Origin of the sequence: Paraburkholderia eburnea (genome assembly GCF_002917095.1) — a bacterium.
In the GTDB taxonomy this organism is placed as follows: Bacteria; Pseudomonadota; Gammaproteobacteria; order Burkholderiales; family Burkholderiaceae; genus Paraburkholderia; species Paraburkholderia eburnea.
On the sequence record NZ_PQGA01000026.1, the window covers coordinates 52,445 to 76,164 of the forward strand.

The window sequence follows — 23,720 nt, forward strand, 5'->3', positions numbered from 1 at the left end:
CGTCAGGCGTCCTCGCCGCGCTGACCGAACAGCCCTTGCGGGCGCACGGCGAGCATCGCGACCAGCAGCAGATACGGCAGCATCGGCGCGATTTGCGCGAGCGTGAGTGCGCTCCACGCAGGCGCGAGCGTCACGCCGAGCCGACTGGCCAGCGCGCCGAACGAAACGTCGCTGGCCACGGCGAAGGTCTGCAGCCAGCCCACCGCCAGCGAGGCGACGAACGCGCCGCCAAGCGAGCCGAGCCCGCCCGTCACCACCACCACGAAGACGATGGAGCCGACCGATTCGGCCATCGCCGGCTCGACCACGAACAGCGGCGCGGCCACCGCGCCCGCCAGCGCCGCGAGCGCCGTGCCGAGCGCGAAGACGAGCGTGCGCACGCGCGGCACGTCGTGGCCGAGCGCCTCGACGGCCTGCGCGTGCGTGAGCGCGGCGCGCACGATCAAGCCCGTGCGCGAGACGCGCAGCGCCGCGAAGATCAGCGCGAACATCGCCACAGCAACGCCCATGGTGAAGGCACGATAGCGCGAGAACGCCGCGCCGCCGTAGGTGAATAGCGCACCGTCGAGCCAGCCGGGCACCGGCGCCGCGAGCGGCTGGAGTCCCCAGGCGAGCTTGACGAGTTCGCCGATCGCCCACGCCGCGCCGAAGGTCAGCAGGAGCGCGTTGAGCGGGCCGCCAGGGTGCGCGCGCCTGAGCAGCGCCGTCTCGAACACGGCGCCGGCCGCGCCCGCGACCAGCGGCGCGAGCACGAGCGCCCAGCCGAAACCGAGGGTGCCCGCGAGCGTCACGCCCAGATACGCGCCAAGCATGTAGAAGCTCGCGTGCGCGAAATTGAGCACGCCGAGCATACTGAAGATCAGCGTGAGACCGGCGGACAGCATGAACAGCAGCAGGCCGTAGCTCGCGCCGTTGAGCGTGTCGATGAGGAAGGCCTGCACGGGATGGCGTCCGCGGCGTGCGTCAGCCTTGCGTGTCCGGCAACGCGGGCGCGACGAGCGGATCGAGCGCGGCGCGCAACGCTTCGGGCAACGCGCTCACGGGGCGGCGCGTTTCGCGATCGACATAGACGTGCACGAAATGTCCCTGCGCCGCAGGCGTGCTTTCGCCTTCGCGAAAGAGGCCCACTTCGTAGCGCACGCTCGACGAACCAAGACGCGCCACGCGCAGCCCCGCCTCGACGCGCTCGGGAAACACGAGCGGCGCGAAGTAGTTGCATTGCGTTTCGACCACGAGGCCGATCGTCTCGCCGTGCTCGACATCGAGCGCGCCGGCGCGGATTAGATACTCGTTCACGACGGTGTCGAAGTAGCTGTAATAGACGACGTTGTTGACGTGGCCGTATACGTCGTTGTCCATCCAGCGCGTGGTGATGGACAGGAAGTGGCGGTAGTCGGAGCGGGCGATGGCGACGGGTCGGTTCATCGGGAGCGTGGGCGCGAGGTTCAGGTGAGGGATCGAAGCGTGACGGAAAGGCGCTCGATGCGCTCAGTCGCCGGGACGCTCGACGAATTCGAACGGCAGGCCGCGCCGGCGCATCCATTCGCCGAGCGCCTGTCCGGTGCCCGCGCGCCAGGGGCGCAGCTTCGCGGGCTCCACGAGGCGGTATTCGAGCAGTTCGGGCGACAGCGCCACGGTGCCCGTCGCCTTCACGTGGTAGGCGATGATGAGTTCGTTCTTGCGGATGAATTCGTAGACGCCGATGAGTTCGACGCTCTGCGCGTGCAACGAGGTTTCTTCCAGCACCTCGCGCGCGATGCCCTCTTCCGGCGTCTCGCCGTTTTCGAGGAAGCCGGTGATGAGCGCGAACATGCCCTCGGGCCACGCGGCGTTGCGCGCGAGCAGGATGCGCCCCTCGTATTCGACGATGGCCGCGACCACCGGCAGCGGGTTGTTCCAGTGCACGTAAGCGCAGGCGGTGTCGGGGCACGCCAGGCGCACGCGGGCGCCCTCGTGGGCGGGGTCGGCGCGCTCGACGAGACGCGAGGCGCAGCGTGGGCAAAACTGATAGTCGCTCATGGATCGATGGAAGTCGCGGGAAAGCGCAGCTAGTCGCAAGAAGCGGCTATTTTAGTGCGCTATCCATCGCGGCGTGCGAGCGCCGATTTTCGGCTTTTTATGGCTGGACGCTCATTGGCCGCCGCGCAGCGTGCGCCACACCAGCCCCGCCGCACCGGCGACCAGCGCCAGCGCCGCGAGCCACAATGACGGCGAGAACGAACCGCTCGACGCGGCGAGCGGCGCGGCCACCAGCGGCCCGAGAATCTGGCCGATCCCATACGCGCCCGTCGCGTAACCCATCAGCGCGGCCGCGTGATCGCCGCGCATGATGCGCGCTTCGCGCATCGCGAACAGCGTGATCGCCGTGAACGGCAAGCCGATCAGCACGCTGCCCAGCGAAAATCCAGCCGCGTTTGGCCAGACAATGCCCGAAGCGATGCCGAGCGCCTGCAGCACATAGCAGACGGCCAGCAGCAGGCGGTTGTCCCAGTGCAGCGGCAGACGCGCCGCGAACAGCGCCCCGACGATCAGTGCCGCGCCGAACATCGGCCAGAACAGGTCCGGCCAGATCGAGCCGGGCAGCGCGTGGCGGGCGATCACAGGCAGGAAGGTCGCGGTGATGATGTAGCCGAAGCCGGGCACGCCGTAGAGCACGACCAGCCAGAAGGCGTCGGCGCGGCTTGCGCGCGGCGCGCCCAGCGCGCCTTGAGCCCCAGCCGCATGCGCCGGTGACGCAGCGCCAGCCGGATGTGGCGGGTGCGGCGTTTCAACGAACACCGGCCAGACGATCGACACGATCAGCGCGCACACCACCCCGAAACCGATCCACCCAGCCCGCGCGCCAAAGCCGCCTGCCGCGCTCACCAGCAAGCCCGTGGCGACGATGCCGACGCCCGGCCCCGTGTAGATCACCCCGCTCCACGCGTGCGCGCCCAGTTGCGTGAGGCGCCGCAAGCCCCATTGCGAAGCGAACACGAAGGTCGCCGCACTCACGGCGCCCGCCACGAAGCGCAAGACGGCCCAAAGCCAGAACGTCTGCGTGAGGCCCATCACGACGGTCAGCAGCGCCGTGGCCACTAGCCCCGCGCGCACGACGCGCGCGGGCGCGAAACGCAGCGCCGCGCAGCCCATCGCGCCGACGAAATACCCCGCGTAGTTCAGCGACGCGAGCCAGCCCCCGTGTCTCAGGTCCAGACCGCCGCCGTGGAGCATCAACGGCAGCAGCGGCGTGAACGCAAAGCGCCCGATGCCCAGCGCCGCCGCCAGGGCCAGCATGCAGGCCAGCGCGGCGCGGCGCGCCTCATGAGGGCGATGGGCCGGCTGCGCGAAAGACGCATTCGGCACGTTCGGAACGTTCGGAGCATTCGGCACATTGGGGCGAGAAGCGGTGTTGTTCATGATCGGCGTCGTGTACGGACAAAAAATCGGGACAAAACGGGCATCGCGCACGACGCCGTTCCGACCATCTTAGTCACCCGAAACGTTCACGAAAAATGAATTATGATGAACGAATCCATTCCGAGGAGAGAATCATGGATCTCGCCGCGCTGGCGATTTTCCGGGCCGTGGTCCGCGAAAACGGCGTGACACGGGCCGCCGCCAAGCTCAACCGGGTGCAGTCGAACGTGACCACGCGCATCAAGCAGCTCGAAGAACAGCTCGGCACGCCGCTCTTCACGCGCGATGGCCGCCGCCTCGTGCTCACGCCCGCCGGTGAAACGCTGCTGCCCTACGCCGAACGCCTGCTCGCGCTCGCCGACGAAGCGCGCCATGCGCTCAAGGCCGGGCATCCGTCCGGGCGCCTGCGGCTGGGCACCATGGAGAACGTGGCGGCCAGCCGCCTGCCTCGCGTCCTCGCGCGCTATCACCAGAATTGGCCCGATGTGACGCTGGAGCTGGAGACGGGCACGACTGGATGCCTCGTCGAGCGTCTGCGCGAGTTCGAGGTCGATGCCGCGCTGATCGCGACGCCGCTGGCCGGGCGGCCCGATCCGGAAGTGTTCGACTGCGTGCCGGTCTATCGCGAGGAACTGGTGATGATCACGCCGCGCGGGCATCGGCCAATCCGGCAGCCGGGCGACGTCGCGCTGTCGACGCTGGTGGCGTTCGAGCGCGGCTGCGCGTACCGCAGCTACGTGGAGGCGTGGTATCAGGAGCACGGCATCCGGCCCACGCGGGTGCTGGAGCTGGGCTCGTATCACGCGATCGTCGCCTGCGTGGCGGCGGGCGCGGGCGTGGCGGTCGCACCGCGCTCGGTACTCGATCTACAGAACAGCGCCGACGACATCACGATTCATTCGCTTGGCGCGCTCGGCCGGATCGACACTTTGCTCGTGTGGCGGCGCGGGCATTTTTCGCCCGCGCTCGACGCGCTCAAATCGGCGTTGCTGGAACACGCGCGCAGCGAAGCGCCGATGGCGGTGGAAACCACCACGGTCTGACTCGCTGGCCAGGCGCGCAAAAACAAAAGGGCTGCCCTCGCAGGCAGCCCTTCTTCATGGGAGGGACGAGGCGCTTACAGCTTCGCTTCGACCCAGCCCTTCACACCCGCGAGCGCGGCCGGCAGGTTCGCCGGTTCCGTGCCGCCAGCCTGCGCCATGTCCGGACGGCCACCGCCCTTGCCGCCCACCTGCTGGGCGACGAAGTTCACCAGTTCGCCGGCCTTGACCTTCTTGCTGGCTTCGGCGGTCACGCCCGCGATCAGGCTGACCTTGCCGCCTTCGACCGCCGCCAGCACGATCGCCGCGCTCTTGAGCTTGTCCTTGAGCTTGTCGACGGTTTCTCGCAGCGTTTTGGAGTCCGCGCCTTCGAGCGTCGCGGCAAGCACGTGCACGCCGTTCACCTCGATGGCCTGGCCCGCGAGTTCGTCGCCCTGGCTCGACGCCAGCTTCGACTTGAGCGCGCCCAGTTCCTTCTCCAGCGACTTGACCTGATCCTGCACCTGCGCGATGCGCTGCGTCAGCTCCGAAGGCTGCGCCTTGAGCGCCGCCGCCGCTGCGTTCACGCGCGCGTCGAGATCCTGCACGAAGCGCACGGCGTTATCGCCCGTGATCGCTTCCACGCGGCGGATGCCGGCGGCGACGCCGCCTTCCATCACGATCTTGAAGAGGCCAATGTCGCCGCTGCGCTGCACGTGCGTGCCGCCGCAAAGCTCGCGCGAGAAGCCGAGATCCATCACGCGCACTTCGTCGCCGTACTTTTCGCCGAAGAGCGCCATCGCGCCGCCCTTCACCGCTTCGTCATACGACATCACGCGCACGACGCCAGGCGCGTTGGCGAGGACTTCCGCGTTGACGATCTGCTCGACGCGGCGGATTTCGTCGTCCGTCATCGGCGCGTTGTGGGCGAAGTCGAAGCGGGTCTTGTCCGCATCGACGAGCGAGCCCTTCTGCTGCACGTGCGCGCCCAGCACTTCACGCAGCGCCTTGTGCATCAGGTGGGTGGCCGAGTGGTTGCGGGCCGTGCGGGCGCGGCGCACCGCATCGATTTCCGCCTTCACGACGTCGCCGACCTTGAGCGTGCCCTGCTCGAGCGTGCCGTGGTGGCCGAACACATCGGCCTGAACCTTGAGCGTGTCCGCCACCGCGAAGCGGATGCTGGCGTTAGCGATCACACCCTGGTCGCCGGCCTGACCGCCCGACTCCGCGTAGAACGGCGTGTGGTCGAGCACGACCACGGCGTCCTGGCCGGTCTGCACTTCATTGACCGATGCGCCGTCGACGTAGAGCGCGACAACCTTGGCGTCGTCGAAGACGATCTCTTCGTAGCCGTGGAACGTGGTCTTCGCGCCTGAATATTCCAGCCCCTGCGCCATCTTGAACTTGCCCGCCGCGCGCGCCTGCTCGCGCTGACGCGCCATCGCTTCGTCGAAGGCCGCTTCATCGACCGTGACGTTGCGCTCGCGGCACACGTCGGCCGTGAGGTCGAGCGGGAAGCCGTAGGTGTCGTGCAGCTTGAACGCGAGTTCGCCGTCGAGCGTCTTGCCGCCCTTCGACTCCAGGTCAGCCAGCGCCGCGTCGAGGATCGACATGCCGTGCTCGATGGTCTCGAAGAAGCGCTCTTCTTCCTGGCGAAGCACGTCCGTCACGCGTTGCTGCGCTTCGGCCAGTTCCGGATAGGCGACGCCCATTTCCGCGACCAGATCGGCCACCAGCTTGTGGAAGAACGCGCCCTTGCGGCCAAGCTTGTAACCGTGGCGGATCGCGCGGCGCACGATGCGGCGCAGCACGTAGCCGCGGCCTTCGTTGCCAGGAATCACACCGTCGACGATCAGGAACGAGCACGCGCGGATGTGATCGGCGATCACCTTCAGCGAGTTGTTTTCGAGATCGCTAATGCCGGTTTCGCGCGCGGCAGCCTTGATCAGGTTCTGGAACAGGTCGATCTCGTAGTTGCTGTGCACGTGCTGGAGCACGGCGGCCAGACGTTCGAGACCCATGCCCGTGTCGACGCACTGCTTGGGCAGCGGCGTCATGTTGCCCTGGGCGTCGCGGTTGAACTGCATGAACACGAGATTCCAGATCTCGATGAAGCGGTCGCCGTCTTCCTCGGCAGATCCCGGGGGGCCGCCCCAGATTTCCGGGCCGTGATCGTAGAACACTTCCGAGCACGGGCCGCAGGGGCCGGTGTCGGCCATCTGCCAGAAGTTGTCCGAGGCGTAGCGCGAACCCTTGTTGTCGCCGATGCGGATGATGCGCTCGACCGGCACGCCGATTTCCTTCGCCCAGATGTCGAAGGCTTCGTCGTCTTCCTGATAGACCGTGACCGTGAGCTTTTCCGCCGGCAGCGCATAGACCTTGGTCAGCAGTTCCCAGCAGTAGTGGATCGCGTCGCGCTTGAAGTAGTCGCCGAACGAGAAGTTGCCGAGCATCTCGAAGAACGTGTGGTGACGCGCGGTGTAGCCGACGTTTTCGAGGTCGTTGTGCTTGCCGCCTGCGCGCACGCTGCGCTGCGCCGTGGTCGCGCGCGAGTACGGGCGCGATTCGGCGCCGAGGAACACGTCCTTGAACTGCACCATGCCCGAGTTGGTAAAGAGCAAGGTGGGGTCGTTGCCCGGCACGAGGCTCGACGAGCGCACGATCGTGTGGCCCTTCGATTCGAAGAATTTGAGGAATTTCTCGCGGATTTCGGAGGCTTTCATGGCGTGCTGTATTTACCTTCGGGGCGTCTGTGCTGAATCTTGTCCGATCTCGGAACCGCGCGCCTGGCAACCGCTACAAGCGCGTGGGTTTCGTCGATGCTGAATCGAACGATTATACGGGATCGCTGCACGCTCGCGGCGGCGCACGCGGCGTGGTTGGTGCGCTTGCGACAGCGGCGCTGTGTACCTGCTCCCGCCGCATTTGTTCCGCTTGGCGAAACATTGTACCGAAATTTGACACGCGCCATCGCGGATCGCTTAAGATGGCCCGCACTAGAACGACATTGGAAGACACCGCATGGGCGCTCTGAGCCATATCCGCGTACTCGATCTCACCCGCGTCCTCGCCGGGCCGTGGTGCGCGCAGACCCTCGCCGATTTCGGCGCCGACGTGATCAAGGTGGAACGCCCCGGCGCCGGCGACGACACGCGCCACTGGGGGCCGCCCTACCTCAAGACGCCCACGGGCGAAGATACGGCGGAAGCCGCCTATTACCTCGCCGCGAACCGCAACAAGCGCTCGGTCACCGTCGATATCGCCACGCCCGAGGGTCAGCGCATCGTGCGCGAGCTGGCCGCGCAAAGCGACGTCGTGCTCGAAAACTACAAGGCGGGGCAACTCAAGAAATACGGGCTGGATTACGCGTCGCTGCGCGAGGTGAAGCCCGATATCGTCTACTGCTCGGTGACGGGTTTCGGCCAGACCGGGCCGTATGCGTCGCGCGCGGGCTACGACTTCATCGTGCAGGGGATGGGTGGCTTCATGAGCATCACCGGCGAGCGCGACGCCCTGCCCGGCGGCGGCCCGCAAAAGGCGGGCGTTGCGATCGCCGATCTGATGACCGGCATGTACGCAACCGTCGCCGTGCTCACGGCCCTCGCGCACCGCGACCGTACCGGAGAAGGCCAGTACATCGACATGGCGCTGCTCGACGTGCAGGTGGCCATGCTCGCCAACATGAATTCGAACTACCTCGCGAGCGGCACGCCGCCCGCCCGCTGGGGCAACGCGCACCCCAACATCGTGCCCTATCAGGCGTTCCAGACCAGCGATAGCTGGATCATTCTCGCGATCGGCAACGACGGGCAGTTCCGCAAGTTCGTCGAGGTGGCGGGCCGCCCGGATCTGGCCGACGACGTGCGTTTCGCGACGAATCCCGAGCGCGTGCGCCATCGCGACACGCTGGTGCCGATCGTCGCCGGGCTGATCCGCGCGCGCAGCAAGGCCGACTGGATCGGCGCGCTGGAGGGCGCGGGCGTGCCGTGCGGGCCGATCAACGATCTCGCGGAAGTGTTCGAAAACGAGCAGGTGATCGCGCGCGGCATGCAGGTGGACGTGCCGCATCCGTCGGGCGGCACGGCGCGCCTCGTGCGCAACCCCATCCGCATGAGCGGCACGCCGCCGAGCGTTTCGGGCCATCCGCCGACGCTCGGCGAGCATACGGATGCGGTGTTGCGCGACGTGCTCGGCTATGACGGGGAACGGGCGGCGGCGTTGCGGGATAAAGGCGTCGTTTAACGCGTGCGCGGCTGAATCAGTCTGCCTGCATCGACATCAACCACTCAAAACCCTGCGGCCAGTCGTCGAGGCCGCTTTCTGCATTGATGTGCCCGCGCGCGCCGATATCCATCCAGCGGCTGCCCCACGCGTGCGCGCAGCGCTGCGAAAACGCCACGCCGCCATAGGGATCGTCGCGGCTCGCCACCACGACGCTCGCGAACGGCAGCGCGGCGAGCGGCACCGGATCGAAACCCCGCGCGTCGCGCGGGAATTCGGGGCCATGCGGGTCCGGCAGCGCCACCAGCAGCGCGCCCGCCACTTTGGCCCGCGTCGCGGCGCTCGCGTGGCGCGCGGCCCAATGCGCCACCGTCAGGCAGCCAAGGCTATGCGCCGCCAGCAGCACACTGCGCCCGCCGCCCGCTTCAGCCGCCAGCGCCGCTTCCAGCACGGCGCACCACGCGTCGCAGTCCGGGTGCATCCAGTCGGGCATACGCAGGCGCTCGAAGCCCGTGTGCGCGGCTTCCCAGCGCGTCTGCCAGTGCCCCGGCCCCGAGTTCATGTAGCCCGGCAGCACCAGCACGCGCGGCTCGCTCGTCGTCATTTTTTCTCCGTCAAAGTGAGGCCGACGCGACACCCCGGCGCCAGGACTGGCGGGAAAGGTCGCGTCAGGTAGAATGGAAGGCACCACCGGCGCGCGGTGCGGCTTCGGCAGGGCGAACCGTCAACGACATTCTTCCCGCCGACAGGCTGGCCACTGGTACCGCGCCCTCGAACGACTTCCCTCTTTTCGCATGAATACCGAACGTAAAGACGCCGACCGCACGGACGCGCCTGCGGCATCCAATTTCATCCGCAACATCATCGACGACGACAACCGCTCGGGCAAGTGGGCGCAGCGCGTGGAAACGCGCTTCCCGCCGGAACCGAACGGTTATCTGCACATCGGCCACGCGAAGAGCATCTGCCTGAACTTCGGCGTCGCGCAGCGCTACGACGGCGTTTGCCATCTGCGCTTCGACGACACGAATCCGGAAAAGGAAAGCGTCGAATACGTCAATTCGATCATCGACGCGGTCACCTGGCTCGGCTTCGAGTGGAAAAAGGAAGAGAAGGAATACCTCTTCTACGCGAGCGACTACTACGACAAGCTCTACGAATTCGCCGAACTGCTGATCCAGCGCGGCCGCGCCTACGTGGACAGCCAGTCGCCGGACGAGATGCGCGCGAACCGCGGCTCGGCCACGGAAGCGGGCAAGAATTCGCCGTTCCGCGATCGTTCGGTCGAGGAGAACCTCGACCTGTTCCGCCGCATGAAGGCCGGCGAGTTCGAGGAAGGCGCGCACGTGCTGCGCGCGAAGATCGACATGGCGTCGCCGAACTTCAATCTGCGCGACCCCGTCATCTACCGCATCCGCTTCGCCCACCACTACCGCACCGGCGACAAGTGGTGCGTGTATCCGATGTACGACTACACGCACTGCATTTCGGATGCGCTCGAAGGCATCACGCATTCGCTGTGCACGCTGGAGTTCGAAGATCACCGTCCGCTCTACGACTGGGTGCTCAACGAACTGGCCGACGCCGGCGTGTTCGCGCGTCCGCTGCCGCAACAGATCGAATTTTCGCGCCTGAACCTCACGTACGCGATCACCAGCAAGCGCAAGCTGCTGCAGCTCGTGACCGAAAACCACGTGGACGGCTGGGACGATCCGCGTATGCCGACCATCGTCGGCGTGCGCCGCCGCGGCTTCACGCCCGAAGCGATCCAGCTTTTCTGCGAGCGCATCGGCGTGACCAAGGTCGATTCGTGGATCGACATGAGCGTGTTCGAAGGCGCGCTGCGCGACGATCTGGACGACAAGGCGCCGCGCGCGACCGCCGTGCTCGATCCGCTCAAGCTCATCGTCGACAACTATCCCGAAGGCCAGTCCGAGCCCTGCAGCGCGCCGGTGCATCCGCATCATCCGGAACGCGGCAATCGCGAATTCGTGTTTTCGCGCGAACTGTGGATCGAGCGCGAGGACTTCCAGGAAACGCCGCCGAAGGGCTATTTCCGCCTGTTCCCGGGTAACAAGGTGCGCCTGAAGTACGGCTTCGTGGTCGAATGCACGGGCGCGGAGAAAGACGCCGACGGCAATATCGTGGCCGTCCATTGCAACTACTTCCCCGACAGCAAATCGGGCACCGAAGGCGCGAGCAACTACAAGGTCAAGGGCACGATCCACTGGCTGAGCGCCGACCACGCCGTGCCGGCCGAAGTGCGTCTCTACGACCGCCTGTTCCGCGAAGAGCAGCCCGATGCGGGCGGCCGCGACTTCCTCGAAGCGCTGAACCCGGATTCGAAGCGCGTCGTCAAGGCGTATGTCGAACCGGGCGCGCGCGACGCGGCGCCGGAAGACCGCTATCAGTTCGAGCGTCACGGCTACTTCGTCGCCGACCGCTACGATTCGAAGCCGGGTGCGCCGGTGTTCAACCGCATCGTCGGTCTGCGCGACAGCTGGGGCAAGTAAGCCCCAAGCGCCAGCCTCAAAAGCACAAAGCCCGCACCTGACCCGTGCGGGCTTTTTTATGCGAGAAGGCAAAGGCGCAATGCCAGCGACGCTAAACGCGCTCGTGTAACTCCGCCAGCGAAAGCGTCGTGGCAAAAAGGCGCGCGAGGCTGCGGCTCGCGAACTGATCGACATCGGCGGGCGCGGTCCAGCGCCACGCGTCCATCTCGGGGATCATCACGCCGTCGCGGCGGCCCGGAAACATCGACACGCACACGCAGCGCGACAGATCCAGCTCGCTCTCCAGCGCACGCGCGGCGAACAGATGCAGATCCTTGTCGCGCCGATATGCGAAACGCCCGAGATCGACCAGACGCGCCGCATCGACGGCGATGCCCGTCTCCTCGACCATCTCGCGCAACGCGCTTTGCGCCTCGGTCTCGCCGGGCTCGCCCTGCCCCTTCGGTATATCCCAATGGCCGGTGCCGGTCGCGTGCGCGAGCAGCACGCGCCCCTGTGCATCGAGCAACACGATGCCGCACGAAACGATCTTGCCTGTCACTGCGCCCTCAATGTTTCTTCTGATAGACCCAGGCGCCGTCGCCGACGCGGCAGAACTGCGGGTGCAGCCTCATCGACTGGCCCTTGGCGTTGACCACCACGTCCGAGTCGCGGCAGGTCTTGTCGCCGTCCTTTTCCGTTTTGGTGGGCGTAATGGTCGCGTCGATCTTGACCGGGTTGCGCAGCCCGTCGTTGCTCCAGTTGACGGTCTCGCCGTCCTGCTTCGTGGCGATGGCGTCGCGCACCGCCTGCGTGAGCGAGTTGTAGTCGGCCTGCTTCATCCACGCAGCCGGCGTGTCGTTGAGAAAGCCAAGGTTGGCGGCGTGGGCGGCCGGCGCGATCGCCGCAACGCACACGGCGGCGAGGCCGTACAGTACACGGGGCAAGGTCGACATTCGAACGTTCTCCTGGAAGGGCAAGGGTCGGCTATCTCATCAAAGTATCTCGAAAAGAATAGCACGCGCCCTATTTTTCCCGTGCCCACCTGGCCGCAGCGGCGGCGTGCGTTCCTGACCAACCCGCCGATTTTTAGGATTGCTCCGATGGAGCGCCTGGCAGCGAAAACATAAAGTTTCCCTGTCATCCGCTTATGCACGAACAGGAGTTTTCCGTCATGACCTACGCCATTGCACTACGTCTTTTCGCTGTCATGCTGGCCCTGCTGTGCATCGGCCTGATGTCGCTGATCGCTCACCATACGCATGTCCGGCAAGCCGATCCTTCAATGCCGCATCTCGCGATCCGCTTCGACGATACGCCGCGCTGGCCCGAGACCGTGCTGCGCGGCGGCATGATCAGCCTGCTCGTTTCGTTCGTCTTCCTCACGGTGACCTGCCTGCTGATCGCGGGCATCTGAGCCGATGCCCGCGCAGCGGGAGATTCAATGCGCCGAGGGCTGCCAGCCGTCGGTCAGCGTGCCGAGGAAGGCAATCACATCCTTGATTTCGGCTTCGGTGTAGACCGGCGCGTCGCCCGGCTTTCGATCGAACGGCGCATCGGTATTCAGATTCGTCCAGTACTGGCGCGGCAGATCGTCGAACTTGCGCACGCGGCCCTTCACCACTGGATAGAACTCCTGCGGATTCGTATCGCGTCGCGAATAGAAGCGCATCACGTCTTCCAGCGAGTGATAGATGCCGTTGTGGAAAAAGCTCTTCTTGAGCGCGACGTTGCGTAACGTCGGCGTGCGAAACAGTCCGCAAAACTCGTCGCGATGATCGAGGTCGGTGCGCTCGGGACCGCACGCGCCCAGATCGAAAAAGCGCGGATCGCGATTCACGGCGAGCGTACGATTGCGCGGCACGCCCACCGCGATCAGGCCGAAATCGCTGAACTGCGGCGGCGAACCGTCCTTCGCGCGCTGACTGATGTGGCAGCTCGCGCAATTGCCCTTCTTCTCGTCGTTGAACAGTTGCAGACCGCGCAGCTCGGCCGTCGTGAGCGTGGCCTTGCCCGCGAGATACGCGTCGTACTTGCTCGAATACGGATAGAACACTTCGGGCGCCTGCTCGAAGGTTTCGAGCGATTTCAGCACGGCCTTGAAGGTCGCGTCCTCGTCGTCGAAGATGTGCTCGCCGAACGCCTCGCGAAACGCCTTCGCGTAGGGCGCCGCGCGCACGGCGTCGGTGACCTTGCGCGGCGTGCTCGCCATCTCGAACGACGAGAGCAGCGGAATGCGCGCCTGGTCCGCGCCGTGATCGACGCGGCCGTCCCAAGTGAGGCCGCCAGTCGGACCGGCATCGACGCTTTCGTCGCCTTCGTCGTCGGAGTCGTGATAGTGCTCCGAGAACGCCGGAACAGCCTGCAGATATTTGAGCGTGGGCACCGCGCGCATGCCGGGACGATGCATGTCCGCGCCGCCGATCTGCACATCGAGCGCATTCGTGGGCGTGAAGGCGCGATCGGGACTATGGCAGGTCGCGCACGACATCTTGCCCGAGCCCGACAGCGACGGATCGAAGAACATCTGCTTGCCGAGCGCCGTCATGCGACGCACCTGTGCGTAGACTTCGGCGCGCGACTGGCCGTGGGACGCCGGGCCCGGCGCCGCCGCCGCGTTCGTCGAAATCTTCATCAGCTTCGCGCCGTTGCTGCCGTTGGCATTCGCGTCGTGTGCGTCGTGCGCGTTTACGCCGTTTTTCGCGGCGCTTTCCGCGTCTTGCGCCTGCGAAGCGCCGCCGTCGCAAGCCGCCAGTGTCGCGAGTACGACGGCAGCCAGCACCAGCCGCGCCGAGCGCGTGCAAGTCCGAATCCGCGTCGAGCGACGCGCCAATTTACGCAACATGAACTGATCCCCGGAACGATTGCCGATGCGCTCAATCACGCATCGAAGTCGCGAAAGCGTATGTCAGCGATGTGACGCTAAGATGACTTACCGTAATGTCTTAGTCATGCAATCACAGGGATAAGAAAAGCTAAATGTAATTAATTACACATAGCTGTCAAATTCCGTTGAGACACTTCGCCTCGCCCAACGGCAGGCGCTCCTCCCGCGCCGGCTCAGGGGACCCCAACGCGAGAGAGAAAAAATGATCAAGAAAAAATGGTTCTATGCGACGCCGATCGCAGCGGCTGCGGCGGCCCTCGCCGTCGCCGCATGTGGCGGCAACGACGACAAGCCCGGCCTGGCGTCGGTGAAGAACATCGTCGTGATTTACGCCGAGAACCGCAGCTTCGACAACCTCTACGGCAGCTTCCCGAACGCCAACGGTCTGCAGAACGTGACAGCCTCGAGCGCCCAGCAGCTCGACCGCGACGGCTCCGTGCTCGCCACGCTGCCGACGGTCTGGAGCGGCCTCACGCAAACCGGCGTCACGCCCGCGATCACGGCCGCGATGACCGAGAACATGGCGAATGCGCCGTTCGCAATCGACGACGCGAAGGGCTATAACGTCCCGCTTTCGACAACGACGCGCGACCTGTATCACCGCTTCTACGAGAACCAGATGCAGATCCACGGCGGCAAGAACGACATGTTCGCGGCCTGGGGCGATTCGGGCGGCCTCGTGATGGGCCACTACACGAGCAGCGCCGAAAAACTGCCGCTCTGGAAGATCGCCCAGCAATACACGCTCGCCGACAACTTCTTCATGGGCGCATTCGGCGGCTCGTTCCTGAATCACCAGTGGCTGATCTGCGCCTGCACGCCGTACTACGCGAACGCCGACACCAATCCGGCCAAGCCGGCCATCTCGACCGTCAATGCCGATGGCGTTTCGCTCACGCTCGCCTCGAACTCGCCGGCATCGGCGCTCACCGGCGTGCCGAAGTTCGTGAAGTCCGGCAACCTCACGCCCGACTTCTACGCGGTCAACACGATGCAGCCGCCGTATCAGCCGAGCGGCAACGCGGCGGCCTCGGGCGGCGACGCGAACCTGGCCGATCCGGCCAACGCCTCCACGCTGCCGCCGCAGACGTCGCAGACGATCGGCGACCTGCTGTCGAGCGCCGGCGTGACGTGGGCGTGGTACGGCGGCGCATGGGGCGCGGCCGTGAGCGCAGTGCAGAACAGCACGTCGAACGTGATCTACGGCGCGAACATGACCGCGCCGAACTTCCAGCCGCACCACCAGCCGTTCAACTACTTCGTGAACTATGCGCCGGGCACGGCCGCGCGCGCCGCTCACCTGCTCGACGGCGGCATGGACGGCAGCGAATTCATCAAGGCCATCGACGCGGGGACGCTGCCGGCGGTGTCGTTCTACAAACCGCAGGGCAACCTGAACGAACACGCGGGCTACACCGACGTGGCGAGCGGCGACCAGCACATTGCCGACGTCATTTCGCATCTGCAGAAGAGCCCGCAGTGGAAGGACATGGTCGTCGTCGTGACCTACGACGAAAACGGCGGTTTCTGGGATCACGTCGCGCCGCCGAAGGGCGACCGCTGGGGTCCGGGCTCGCGTATTCCGGCGCTCGTGATCTCGCCGTACGCGAAGAAGGGTTACGTCGATCATACGCAGTACGACACGACGTCGATCCTGCGCCTGATCACGCGCCGTTTTGCACTGCCGACGCTGCCGGGCCTGAGCGCCCGTGACGCCGCGCTCAAGAGCAACGGCGGCCAGGCGATGGGCGACCTGACCAACACGCTCGACGTGAAGCTTTAAGCCGGCACGGCCATCGACGGCTGGACATCAGGGTATGTCCAGCGCTTTTCCCGGGCAGCCTTTGGGCTGCCTTTTTTCGTCCGCACTATCGCGCTATTTGAAGGACGGCTCGAACGCGACCTTTGACCGCAGTTCCCGATCCCCGCCATCGCCTAGTCTGAATTTAGCTGCTTAGGCAAGTTTTGATGGAGGTCAATAATGAGGCGCGTGGAATCGGCATTGCCGCCCGGCGAGCGGGTCGTTTATGAGGGTCATTTGAGCATGTGGGCGATGGGCCCGTGGCTAACATCCGGCATCGTGTTGATGGTCTGGGGCGTGCTGCTCGGCTGTCTCGGCGATGCGCTGCTTTCCGCGCTGCTGCTGTTCGGCGGCGGGCTGCTGGTGTTTGGCATCGTCGTCGCCCTGCTGTTGACGACGCAATTGGCGCTGACGCGCAGGCGGTTGATCGCCACGTTCGGGATTCTCAGGCCACGCCGCGTGACGTTCGAACTCGGCGAGGTGAAGCGCGTGCATGTGCGCCAAGGGCCGATGGGCGGGATATTCGACTACGGGACGCTGGTGATCGGGCGCGGCGGCGCGCCAGCGCTGCGAATCGCGGGGATCGAGAAGCCTTTTACGTTTCGCGAGCGGCTTGCGCGGCTACGCGATGCGTTGTTGATGCAGATGAGGATGGCGGCTTGAGGGGACTGTTTTGCGAGCCTGGAACAATGCCCGAGGGACGGGCAACGAGGCCTATTTCCCGTTTGCGAAGCACCAGGCTAATCTAGCGGCTTTTCTCAAATCGGGGAAAGCAGGACGCAATGAAACAGATGGTCACGTTGGGTGCAATCCTTGCCGCCACGGCAGTAACGCCGTCATTTGGCCAAAGCGTGAATGGCACGCCCTATCCGGCTCGGCAGTCGGCCCGATGCGCGGCCGTCAACGAAGAGGCCGCAAAAAACAGCGTCCCGTATGAACTCGCGCAATCCGACTACGCAGTTGCGGGTACTGGCCGCCTGCAGTTCTTCTATGCCCCGGCAGTTGGCTGTGAGATGAAGGGGGTCTTCGTCGTCCCAAGAGACAAGCTGGTTCCCGCCGAGGAATATGTGGAATTTACTGACGTCACATACGTCAACCCGAAGACGGGAGAGAAAGTCGAGGGTTGGGTCGAAACCCGCCGGCTCGCAAAGAACGGGAATCGTGCGTACCTGAACGAGGAATCGACGGCGATTTCCGGGCACTGATTGCGCGCCGCCTGGGTGAGTACACGACGTCCAGAAAGCAAAAAGCCCGATCGCAATGACCGGGCTAAATGCTAGAAAACGCTGGCGCGACAGGAGGGGCTCGAACCCCCGACCCTCGGCTTAGAAGGCCGATGCTCTATCCAGCTGAGCTACTGTCGCGTGAAATCTGCGTCGAGGACACTTAGGAAGGCCGCGCGACGGGCGTGGATTATACCGCGATCGCCCGCGCGCCGTGGCCGCTCCCTCAAACCGGTTGCGAATGCATCACGAACCAGCCGAGGAAGATCGCGCCCGCGATCACGCAGTACAGACCAAACGATGCCAGACGGCCGCGGCCCTCGAAATAGCGCATCAGAAACTTCACGCTGAGCCATGCGGCGATGCCGGTCAGCACGCCGCCGACGAGCGCGGTCGTGAGCTGGTCGCGCGCGTGGAACAGCTTCGGCAGTTCGAGCACGCCCGCCGCGAAAATGATCGGCGTGCCGAGCAGGAACGAGAACTCAGCGGCCTTTTCCGTCGTGAGACCGGCGGCATTGCCCGCGATCATCGTCAGGCCGCTGCGCGAGAAGCCCGGAATCAGCGCGCCAATCTGCGCGAGGCCCACCAGGAATGCCTGGCCGAACGAGAGTTTTTCGGGTCCGCGATGCACGCGCGCCTGTTGCAGGCGGTCGCCGAGCCACAGCAGCACGCCGTTCACCATCAGCGCCGCGGCGACGATGCGCAGATCGTGAAAAATCGCCTCGATGCGCTTTTCGAGTACAAGGCCGACGATGCCCGTCGGAATCGTGCCGATGATGAGCGCCCACATCATGTGACCGTCATCGTTCTTGCGGCCGCCCAGCGAAGCGAAAAAGCCGCTGATCAGCGCGACCCAGCGCGCGCGGAAGTACCAGAGCAGCGCGATCGCGGTGCCGAGGTGCAGGGCGACCAGGAACGGCAGCAGTTGCGGCGCGTGTTTGTCGATGTGCATGCCGAACAGCGCCGGCACGAGCAGCGTATGGCCAAGACTGCTGACGGGGAAGAGTTCTGTGACGCCTTGCAGCACGCTCAGAAACAACAGGAACGAGAGACTCACGCGGGGGATCCTCGGAAGGGTTTGGACGGGACGCCGGACCATCGCGCGGACGGCGCGGCAAAGCGCCCCGATTATGCCTGGCCCGAATTGCAGCGCCAAGCGTCAACCCGTATTTGTCGGAAAAGTTACCGCGCCGCAACAAAATAAGGCTGCGCTAAGCGAGACGGATGTAGAAGCGAAATCGCGGCGAGATGCGCGAATGGCGGGTGGCCGCGCTCTGGCGGCCCGTTTTGCGGACAAGGGGGATCGTGCGAAACCGGCCCGAAGGCCGGCGAAAGACAATCGAAAGAAAAATTGAACGTCATGCAGCCAGCGTGGCACTGGCCGCGAAAGTCGTGCGCGTCTAGCGCGCCATTTTGTAGAAGAAGTACGCGCTGCTTCCGATGAACAGGCTGAAAAGTCCCATTCCCATGGCCATTGCGAGATCCATCTTTGCGCCCTCCTTCGTCACGGCTCTGTTGCTTCGTCATCGCTACATATGCAAACGTGCGCTTGCGCACGGTCATACATTCGAAATTGATTATGAGCGCAGCGGATCTTGTGCGACACCCCACGATTTCCCCACGAGGGTTTTCACGCATTCGAAAGCGGCGCACAATCCCCAGGCGCCCCGGCGCGCCTTCCGTTCACGCTCTTCCTTCTACCTTCTCGCGACGCAACGACATGGAAAACCGTCCCCCGCACGACATCCTCGAACTCAACAGCGGCGCTTCGACGCTGCGTTTCGCGCCGTGGGCCGGCGCTCGGCTGCTGTCCTGGCATGTCGGCGGCGAGCCCGTGATCCGCTGGCCGGAGAATGCGAACTGGGACCAGCCGGCGCGCGTGCGCGGCGGCAATCCGCTGCTGTTTCCGTTTCTCGGGCGTCATTTCGTCGATGGCCAGATTGGCCGCTGGCGCGATGCGCAAGGCGTCGTGCGCGAGCTGCCGATGCACGGCTTTGCCCGCGATCTGCCCTTCGTGGCGCAAGTCGATCCGGACGGCCGCGGTGTGCGTCTGACGCTCACGGACTCGCCGTCCACGCGCGCGGGCTATCCGTTCGCATTCCGCTTCGAGGCGCTCTACCGTCTCGCCGACGATCACGCGCTCGACGTCACGCTCACGGCCACCAATACCAGCGACACGCCGCTGCCCTGGTACGCGGGCCATCACTTCTACTTCGAGTTGCCTCACGCGCAACGCGCACAGAGCACGCTCGAGATGCCACCCGCACAACGTCGCCACCAGTTGCCCGATGGCGCGATCAGCGCGCCGGAGCCGGGCGAGACGCAATATCGTCTCGACGATGCGGGCATCATCGACCGCTTCCATGTGCTCGAGCCGACGCCCCCCGCAACGCCCGTGAGGCTCGTCACGCCCGGTCTCAAACGGGCCGTGACGATCGATCTCAATCGTCCGGATTCTCTGCCGTGGTACGCCGTGACCACCTGGACCGAGGCGACCGACTCCGACTTCTACTGCGTCGAGCCGTGGCTCGGCCTGCCCGACGCGATCCACAACGGCTTGGGCCTGCGCTGGCTGGCACCGGGCGTAAGCGAATCCGCCACGTTGCGACTGCGCGTCGAATCGCTCGGCTGACCCGGTCGCTGAGACACGCGGCAGTGCCGCCGCACCGGCGGCCGGCCCTTGCCGCCAGGCACGCAATTCGTCAGGCAATAGCGCAAGCGCGGCTTCAAACCCGCTAGAATCGGACGTTTTGCCGTCGCGGCGCCCTTCTCCGGGCGCGCCGCCGGCAGCGTCTAGCGAGGTCCAACGTTGGGAAAGGAATTCACCAAAGGATTCAAACGTTTCGCATGCGCGGCGCTCGTCGCGTTGCTCGCTGCGTGCGGTTCGGCGCCGGTCGGCCCCGGCTTCTATCGCGTGGAACGCGGCGACACGCTCTACAAGATCGCGCGCAGCAACCGGCAATCGGTGTCGAGCATCGTGCGCTGGAACAATCTGCCAAACCCGGATGCGATCGAAGTCGGCCAGGTACTGCGTGTCTCGCCGCCTGCCGGTTCGAGCGCGGCGTCAAGCGCCGGTGCGCAGCGCACGGCGCCGCGCGCGTCTTCGTCGGCGTCCGCTGCCGCTTCGACGCCGCGCGATAGCAGCGCCGACACCGCAAGCCCATCCGCTGCGCCGGCCGCGCCGATTTCGCTTGTCTGGCCGAGCGCTGGCCAGGTGATTCGCAGCTTCGACGGGCGTGATTCGAAGGGTATCGACATCGTCAACAGCCCCGGCACGCCGATCGTCGCCGCCGCGCCTGGCACGGTCGTCTATGCGGGCAACGGTCTGCGCGGCTACGGCAATCTGCTCATCATCAAGCATGGCGGCGATTATCTCACGGCCTACGCGCACAATCAGGCGCTCTTCGTGAAGGAAGGCCAGGCGGTTGCTCAAGGGCAGAAGATCGCCGAAATGGGCAACAGCGACAACGATCGCGTCATGCTGCATTTCGAGTTGCGCTATCAGGGTCGCTCGATCGACCCGACTCGTGACTTGCCGCCACGCTGATCGCCTCACATCGAAGGGCACGTCGCATACGCAACCAGGCCCTTCGATTTCCGAAAGAAAAAAAGCCCGGCATGGTGCCGGGCTAACGGGGGTTTGGCGCATATCGGCAAAGGACCGGTTTACCATGCGCCGATTGGCAATCTATCAACGGCCCTCCCACGGCGCAATCACTTAATTGAGCGGAAAATGTGACGCGGCGCACGGTTTATGGACCGTAAGAATTCCCGATGATGAATCGTCGTGCGGACGTCGCGACATTCACGCATGGAAATGGGCAGTGCAGCGTGCTTGCGCAATCGCTGGGAATCGTCGAAAACGCCTGTGGAATGGGCGTTTCAGCCCGATTTCAACATCGCGTGAAAGAATGCCGGTAGCGCTTTCTGCGGCGCCGCATCACACCTTTTTGGACGTTTTTGCAGTGCCTGTCAGTTAGTGGGCAAACGCACGTAAGTGCGCAATTAACGGCGTCAGTGGGATTTTTGAAACATCCGGATTGGTATTGGCGGCAACTGTTTAAAGCAGTTTTGACTGGCTTCTTTAAAGCGTTATTCGTCGGATTATTAGTATTTCTTCGCGAGACGCTTTCGATTTTCTTGCTTAACCCAATCGCGCCCGATACAGGTACGACCTCCTCTTACCGATACGGCCAATCGTTTATAGTATCGGCCGCACCTTCAGGCCCAGAATCATGACTACCGACGACGCGACTCCCAGCTCCCTCTACGCCAAACTGCTCGGCGAAACCGCCAAGATCGACTGGCAGGACCTCGAACGATTCTTCGCACAGGGCAAGCTGTTGTCCGTAGCGCGTGACCTCGACCTTGTGAGCGTCGCCGAAGCCATCGCCAGCGACGACGGTACGCAGGTCGCGCAATGGCTGTCCGCCGGCCATGTCGAACGCATGCAGGCCGAAACCGCCGCCGACTACGCCGCACGCAAGCCCGAACTCTGGGCCGTGGTGGTGTCGCCCTGGGTCTGCGTGCAGGAACGCAGTTGAGCGGCGCGCAGGCGCTGCCGACGCACGGAGGCTGGCATCGCCGCGTGCTGATGCTCGCCTTTCCGATCGTTCTCGCGAATCTCACGCAACCGATTCTCGGCGCCGTCGACACGGCGGTTGCCGGGCATCTTGGCAGCGCGGCGGATCTCGGCGGCGTCGCGCTCGGCGGCCTGTTTTTCAACTTCGTGTTCTGGGGCTTCGGCTTCCTGCGCATGGGTACGACGGGCCTCGTGGCCCAGGCTCATGGGGCGGGCGATCTCACGGCGTTGCGTCTCAATGTCGTGCGGGCGTTGCTGCTGGCGTGCGGTATCGGCGCATTCATCCTGCTCGTGCAGTCTCCGCTGATTCGCTATGCGCTTGAGCTAATCGGCGGTAGCGACGAAGTGCAGCGAAATGCGCGACTGTATTGCCACGCGCGCATCGGATCGGCGCCGTTTGCGCTTGCAAACTATGTGGTGCTCGGCTATCTGCTGGGCACGCAGCGCGTGCGCATTGCGCTCGCCACGCAGGTGCTCATCAACGCCGTCAACGTGATTGCGGTGCTCGCGTTTGTTTATGGTTTCGGTTGGGGGATCGCGGGGATCGGCGCCGCGACGGCGACCGCCGATGCGGCAGGCTTCGCGTTCGGCGCAGCGGTATTGTGGCGGCTACGGCCGCGAGGACTCGCTCCGCTCGCTTGGCGCGCAGTCACGGAGGCGGCCGCACTCAAGCGCCTCGTGGCCATCAATCGCGACATTTTTCTGCGGACCCTGTGCCTCCTCGGCTCGTTTGGGTGGTTCGCGCACGTGGGGGCGCGGCAAGGCGATGCGGTTCTCGCGGCCAATGCCCTGCTGCTCAATTTCCAGACCTTCATGGCCTATGGGCTCGATGGGTTTGCACATGCCGCCGAGGCGCTTGTCGGTGCGGCCATCGGCGCGCGCGATCGCCATGCCTTCCGCCAGGCGGTGAGGGTCAATCTGCTCTGGTCGGCGTTGGGTGCGCTCGGTTTCTCGTTGGTCTATTGGGGCGCCGGTGGGTGGATCATCGACAAGCTCACGGATCAAGCCGCCGTACGCGCTGCCGCGCTGGCATTTCTGCCTTGGGCGGCGCTCTCGCCGCTCGTCTCCGTGTGGGGCTTTTTGCTCGACGGCGTCTTCATCGGGGCGACGCGCACGCGCGAATTGATGAAGGCCATGGCGATTTCTCTCGCGGTCTTTCTTGCTGCTTCGTGGGCGCTCGTGGGGCCGTTCGGCAACCATGGACTCTGGGCCGCCCTGCTGATCTTCATGGCAACGCGCGGCCTTACCCTGATGCCCATGCTTGGGCGCGTCACGGGTACGATCGGACCACTGGAAATGCAACAGGCGCCCTGAGGCGCCTGTTTTTGCGGGCTTTACTGCGCCGGCTGCGGTGCGTCGATGATCGCGGGCGGGCGGTCGTCTGTCGGCACGCCATGATAATCGGGCGGATCATGTGGCGGTGGCCCATGATGCTTGTTCGCCGTATCGTCGGCGCAAGCGGAAAGCAATGCGGCCATCGCAATGGCCAGCCAGGCTCGTGACATCAGCACAAACTCCTTCAAGAAATGTTGCCGCGCAACAGTCTAGCGCCTGCCCGTCGGATCTGGCGGCTTGCTCACACTGCTATTTTTTCTCGGCCGATGCTGTCCTAAGATTAGGAGATGGCTGCAACCCAAGGAGGCTGCCATGGATGCCGAAACTATTGCGGGACTGATTGGGCTGGCCGTCGGGCTGCTGGTGCTGCTCGGTCTGTCGATTTTCGAGTCGAGGGCCTATCGGCAGGAGCATGACGGCGAAGGCATGATGCACCACTGGTTGTCCGAGCATCACATGCTGGATCGGGTGCATATACGCCGTAGGCGCTGAGTGGGTCTGCGGAAGCCGGGCGTTCGGCTTTTCGTACGATCGGGTGCGGGATTAGGTCGGCTGTGGTGATCAGCCAGGGAGGGCTTTGCTAGCGCGCTCAAGATGAGATCCGCTTTTGAGCGCACCTGCTTGCGCCTTTTTCTGGCCCCAAACGCCAGAACCCCGGCTCTCACAGGGAGAGGCCGGGGTTCTGGACGCACTGCATAAGGAGCCTGACGATTACCTACTTTCACACGGGCAATCCGCACTATCATCGGCGTGGAGTTGTT

At 65.0% G+C, this 23,720-nt stretch carries 23 protein-coding genes and 1 tRNA gene; 12 read left to right on the top strand and 12 right to left on the bottom strand.

The window, feature by feature from the left end; genetic code table 11:
- Nucleotides 1-2: 2 nt before the first annotated feature.
- The 4 genes from B0G62_RS28025 to B0G62_RS28040 all read right to left on the bottom strand — a co-directional run bounded on the left by B0G62_RS28025 (nt 3) and on the right by B0G62_RS28040 (nt 3,276).
- A complete protein-coding gene (locus tag B0G62_RS28025; RefSeq protein WP_103707432.1) occupies nt 3-941 on the bottom strand; it encodes a branched-chain amino acid ABC transporter permease in 939 nt (312 codons plus the stop codon).
- A gap of 22 nt (nt 942-963) precedes the next feature.
- A complete protein-coding gene (locus B0G62_RS28030) occupies nt 964-1,425 on the bottom strand; it encodes an acyl-CoA thioesterase (RefSeq protein WP_103707433.1) in 462 nt (153 codons plus the stop codon).
- A gap of 63 nt (nt 1,426-1,488) precedes the next feature.
- Nucleotides 1,489-2,019 carry an NUDIX domain-containing protein gene (locus B0G62_RS28035; RefSeq protein WP_103707434.1) on the bottom strand — a complete coding sequence of 177 codons (531 nt, stop codon included), beginning with the start codon at nt 2,017-2,019 and terminating at the stop codon, nt 1,489-1,491.
- A gap of 111 nt (nt 2,020-2,130) precedes the next feature.
- Nucleotides 2,131-3,276 (bottom strand): YbfB/YjiJ family MFS transporter, encoded by a 1,146-nt coding sequence (locus B0G62_RS28040; RefSeq protein ID WP_103707456.1) that lies wholly within the window; start codon nt 3,274-3,276, stop codon nt 2,131-2,133.
- Between the two features lie 257 nt (nt 3,277-3,533).
- Here B0G62_RS28040 and B0G62_RS28045 point away from each other — a divergent pair, with 257 nt between their 5' ends.
- Entirely contained in the window at nt 3,534-4,442 is a 909-nt protein-coding gene (locus tag B0G62_RS28045; protein WP_103707435.1) for a LysR family transcriptional regulator, read from the top strand.
- Nucleotides 4,443-4,516: 74 nt separating this feature from the next.
- Here B0G62_RS28045 and alaS read toward each other — a convergent pair whose 3' ends face one another.
- Nucleotides 4,517-7,141: an alanine--tRNA ligase gene (gene alaS, locus B0G62_RS28050; RefSeq protein WP_103707436.1), complete on the bottom strand. Its 2,625-nt coding sequence runs from the start codon at nt 7,139-7,141 to the stop codon at nt 4,517-4,519.
- 298 nt (nt 7,142-7,439) lie between these two features.
- Here alaS and B0G62_RS28055 point away from each other — a divergent pair, with 298 nt between their 5' ends.
- Nucleotides 7,440-8,660 (top strand): CaiB/BaiF CoA transferase family protein, encoded by a 1,221-nt coding sequence (locus B0G62_RS28055; RefSeq protein WP_103707437.1) that lies wholly within the window; start codon nt 7,440-7,442, stop codon nt 8,658-8,660.
- 16 nt (nt 8,661-8,676) lie between these two features.
- On the opposite strand, the gene B0G62_RS28060 is transcribed toward B0G62_RS28055, so the two are convergent.
- A complete protein-coding gene (locus tag B0G62_RS28060) occupies nt 8,677-9,243 on the bottom strand; it encodes an RBBP9/YdeN family alpha/beta hydrolase (protein ID WP_103707438.1) in 567 nt (188 codons plus the stop codon).
- A 190-nt stretch (nt 9,244-9,433) separates the two neighbouring features.
- On the opposite strand from B0G62_RS28060, the gene B0G62_RS28065 reads away from it, so the two are divergent.
- On the top strand, nt 9,434-11,152 hold the full coding sequence (locus B0G62_RS28065; protein ID WP_103707439.1) for a glutamine--tRNA ligase/YqeY domain fusion protein: 1,719 nt from the start codon (nt 9,434-9,436) through the stop codon (nt 11,150-11,152).
- Between the two features lie 91 nt (nt 11,153-11,243).
- Here B0G62_RS28065 and B0G62_RS28070 read toward each other — a convergent pair whose 3' ends face one another.
- Both B0G62_RS28070 and B0G62_RS28075 read right to left on the bottom strand, forming a co-directional pair.
- Complete coding sequence (locus B0G62_RS28070; protein WP_167401359.1) at nt 11,244-11,693, bottom strand: NUDIX domain-containing protein; 450 nt, start codon at nt 11,691-11,693, stop codon at nt 11,244-11,246.
- A gap of 7 nt (nt 11,694-11,700) precedes the next feature.
- Nucleotides 11,701-12,087: a hypothetical protein gene (locus B0G62_RS28075; protein WP_103707441.1), complete on the bottom strand. Its 387-nt coding sequence runs from the start codon at nt 12,085-12,087 to the stop codon at nt 11,701-11,703.
- A 218-nt stretch (nt 12,088-12,305) separates the two neighbouring features.
- On the opposite strand from B0G62_RS28075, the gene B0G62_RS28080 reads away from it, so the two are divergent.
- Complete coding sequence (locus B0G62_RS28080; RefSeq protein ID WP_146055374.1) at nt 12,306-12,548, top strand: hypothetical protein; 243 nt, start codon at nt 12,306-12,308, stop codon at nt 12,546-12,548.
- A 24-nt stretch (nt 12,549-12,572) separates the two neighbouring features.
- On the opposite strand, the gene B0G62_RS28085 is transcribed toward B0G62_RS28080, so the two are convergent.
- Nucleotides 12,573-13,976: a cytochrome-c peroxidase gene (locus B0G62_RS28085; RefSeq protein ID WP_181315550.1), complete on the bottom strand. Its 1,404-nt coding sequence runs from the start codon at nt 13,974-13,976 to the stop codon at nt 12,573-12,575.
- Nucleotides 13,977-14,220: 244 nt separating this feature from the next.
- Here B0G62_RS28085 and B0G62_RS28090 point away from each other — a divergent pair, with 244 nt between their 5' ends.
- The 3 genes from B0G62_RS28090 to B0G62_RS28100 all read left to right on the top strand — a co-directional run bounded on the left by B0G62_RS28090 (nt 14,221) and on the right by B0G62_RS28100 (nt 17,024).
- A complete protein-coding gene (locus B0G62_RS28090; RefSeq protein ID WP_103707443.1) occupies nt 14,221-15,801 on the top strand; it encodes an acid phosphatase in 1,581 nt (526 codons plus the stop codon).
- A 207-nt stretch (nt 15,802-16,008) separates the two neighbouring features.
- Nucleotides 16,009-16,482: a PH domain-containing protein gene (locus B0G62_RS28095; RefSeq protein ID WP_167401360.1), complete on the top strand. Its 474-nt coding sequence runs from the start codon at nt 16,009-16,011 to the stop codon at nt 16,480-16,482.
- 119 nt (nt 16,483-16,601) lie between these two features.
- The gene (locus B0G62_RS28100) at nt 16,602-17,024 is read left to right on the top strand and encodes a hypothetical protein (protein WP_103707445.1); all 423 of its coding nucleotides are present in this window, start codon (nt 16,602-16,604) and stop codon (nt 17,022-17,024) included.
- A gap of 82 nt (nt 17,025-17,106) precedes the next feature.
- Here B0G62_RS28100 and B0G62_RS28105 read toward each other — a convergent pair.
- A tRNA-Arg gene (locus B0G62_RS28105) sits at nt 17,107-17,183 on the bottom strand.
- 85 nt (nt 17,184-17,268) lie between these two features.
- Nucleotides 17,269-18,099: an undecaprenyl-diphosphate phosphatase gene (locus B0G62_RS28110; protein WP_103707446.1), complete on the bottom strand. Its 831-nt coding sequence runs from the start codon at nt 18,097-18,099 to the stop codon at nt 17,269-17,271.
- Nucleotides 18,100-18,762: 663 nt separating this feature from the next.
- Between B0G62_RS28110 and B0G62_RS28115 the strand changes: the two genes are divergently transcribed.
- From B0G62_RS28115 to B0G62_RS28130, 4 genes are all read left to right on the top strand, one after another.
- Nucleotides 18,763-19,674, top strand: a complete 912-nt coding sequence (locus tag B0G62_RS28115) for an aldose epimerase family protein (RefSeq protein ID WP_103707447.1) — start codon at nt 18,763-18,765, stop codon at nt 19,672-19,674.
- Between the two features lie 177 nt (nt 19,675-19,851).
- Nucleotides 19,852-20,589, top strand: a complete 738-nt coding sequence (locus B0G62_RS28120) for a peptidoglycan DD-metalloendopeptidase family protein (protein WP_103707448.1) — start codon at nt 19,852-19,854, stop codon at nt 20,587-20,589.
- A 688-nt stretch (nt 20,590-21,277) separates the two neighbouring features.
- Entirely contained in the window at nt 21,278-21,586 is a 309-nt protein-coding gene (locus B0G62_RS32400; protein WP_103707449.1) for a DUF2288 domain-containing protein, read from the top strand.
- A gap of 50 nt (nt 21,587-21,636) precedes the next feature.
- Nucleotides 21,637-22,938 carry an MATE family efflux transporter gene (locus B0G62_RS28130; RefSeq protein ID WP_244193406.1) on the top strand — a complete coding sequence of 434 codons (1,302 nt, stop codon included), beginning with the start codon at nt 21,637-21,639 and terminating at the stop codon, nt 22,936-22,938.
- Nucleotides 22,939-22,958: 20 nt separating this feature from the next.
- On the opposite strand, the gene B0G62_RS31830 is transcribed toward B0G62_RS28130, so the two are convergent.
- Nucleotides 22,959-23,147: a hypothetical protein gene (locus tag B0G62_RS31830; protein ID WP_167401356.1), complete on the bottom strand. Its 189-nt coding sequence runs from the start codon at nt 23,145-23,147 to the stop codon at nt 22,959-22,961.
- A 124-nt stretch (nt 23,148-23,271) separates the two neighbouring features.
- Here B0G62_RS31830 and B0G62_RS28135 point away from each other — a divergent pair, with 124 nt between their 5' ends.
- A complete protein-coding gene (locus B0G62_RS28135) occupies nt 23,272-23,451 on the top strand; it encodes a hypothetical protein (protein WP_103707451.1) in 180 nt (59 codons plus the stop codon).
- Nucleotides 23,452-23,720: the final 269 nt, after the last annotated feature.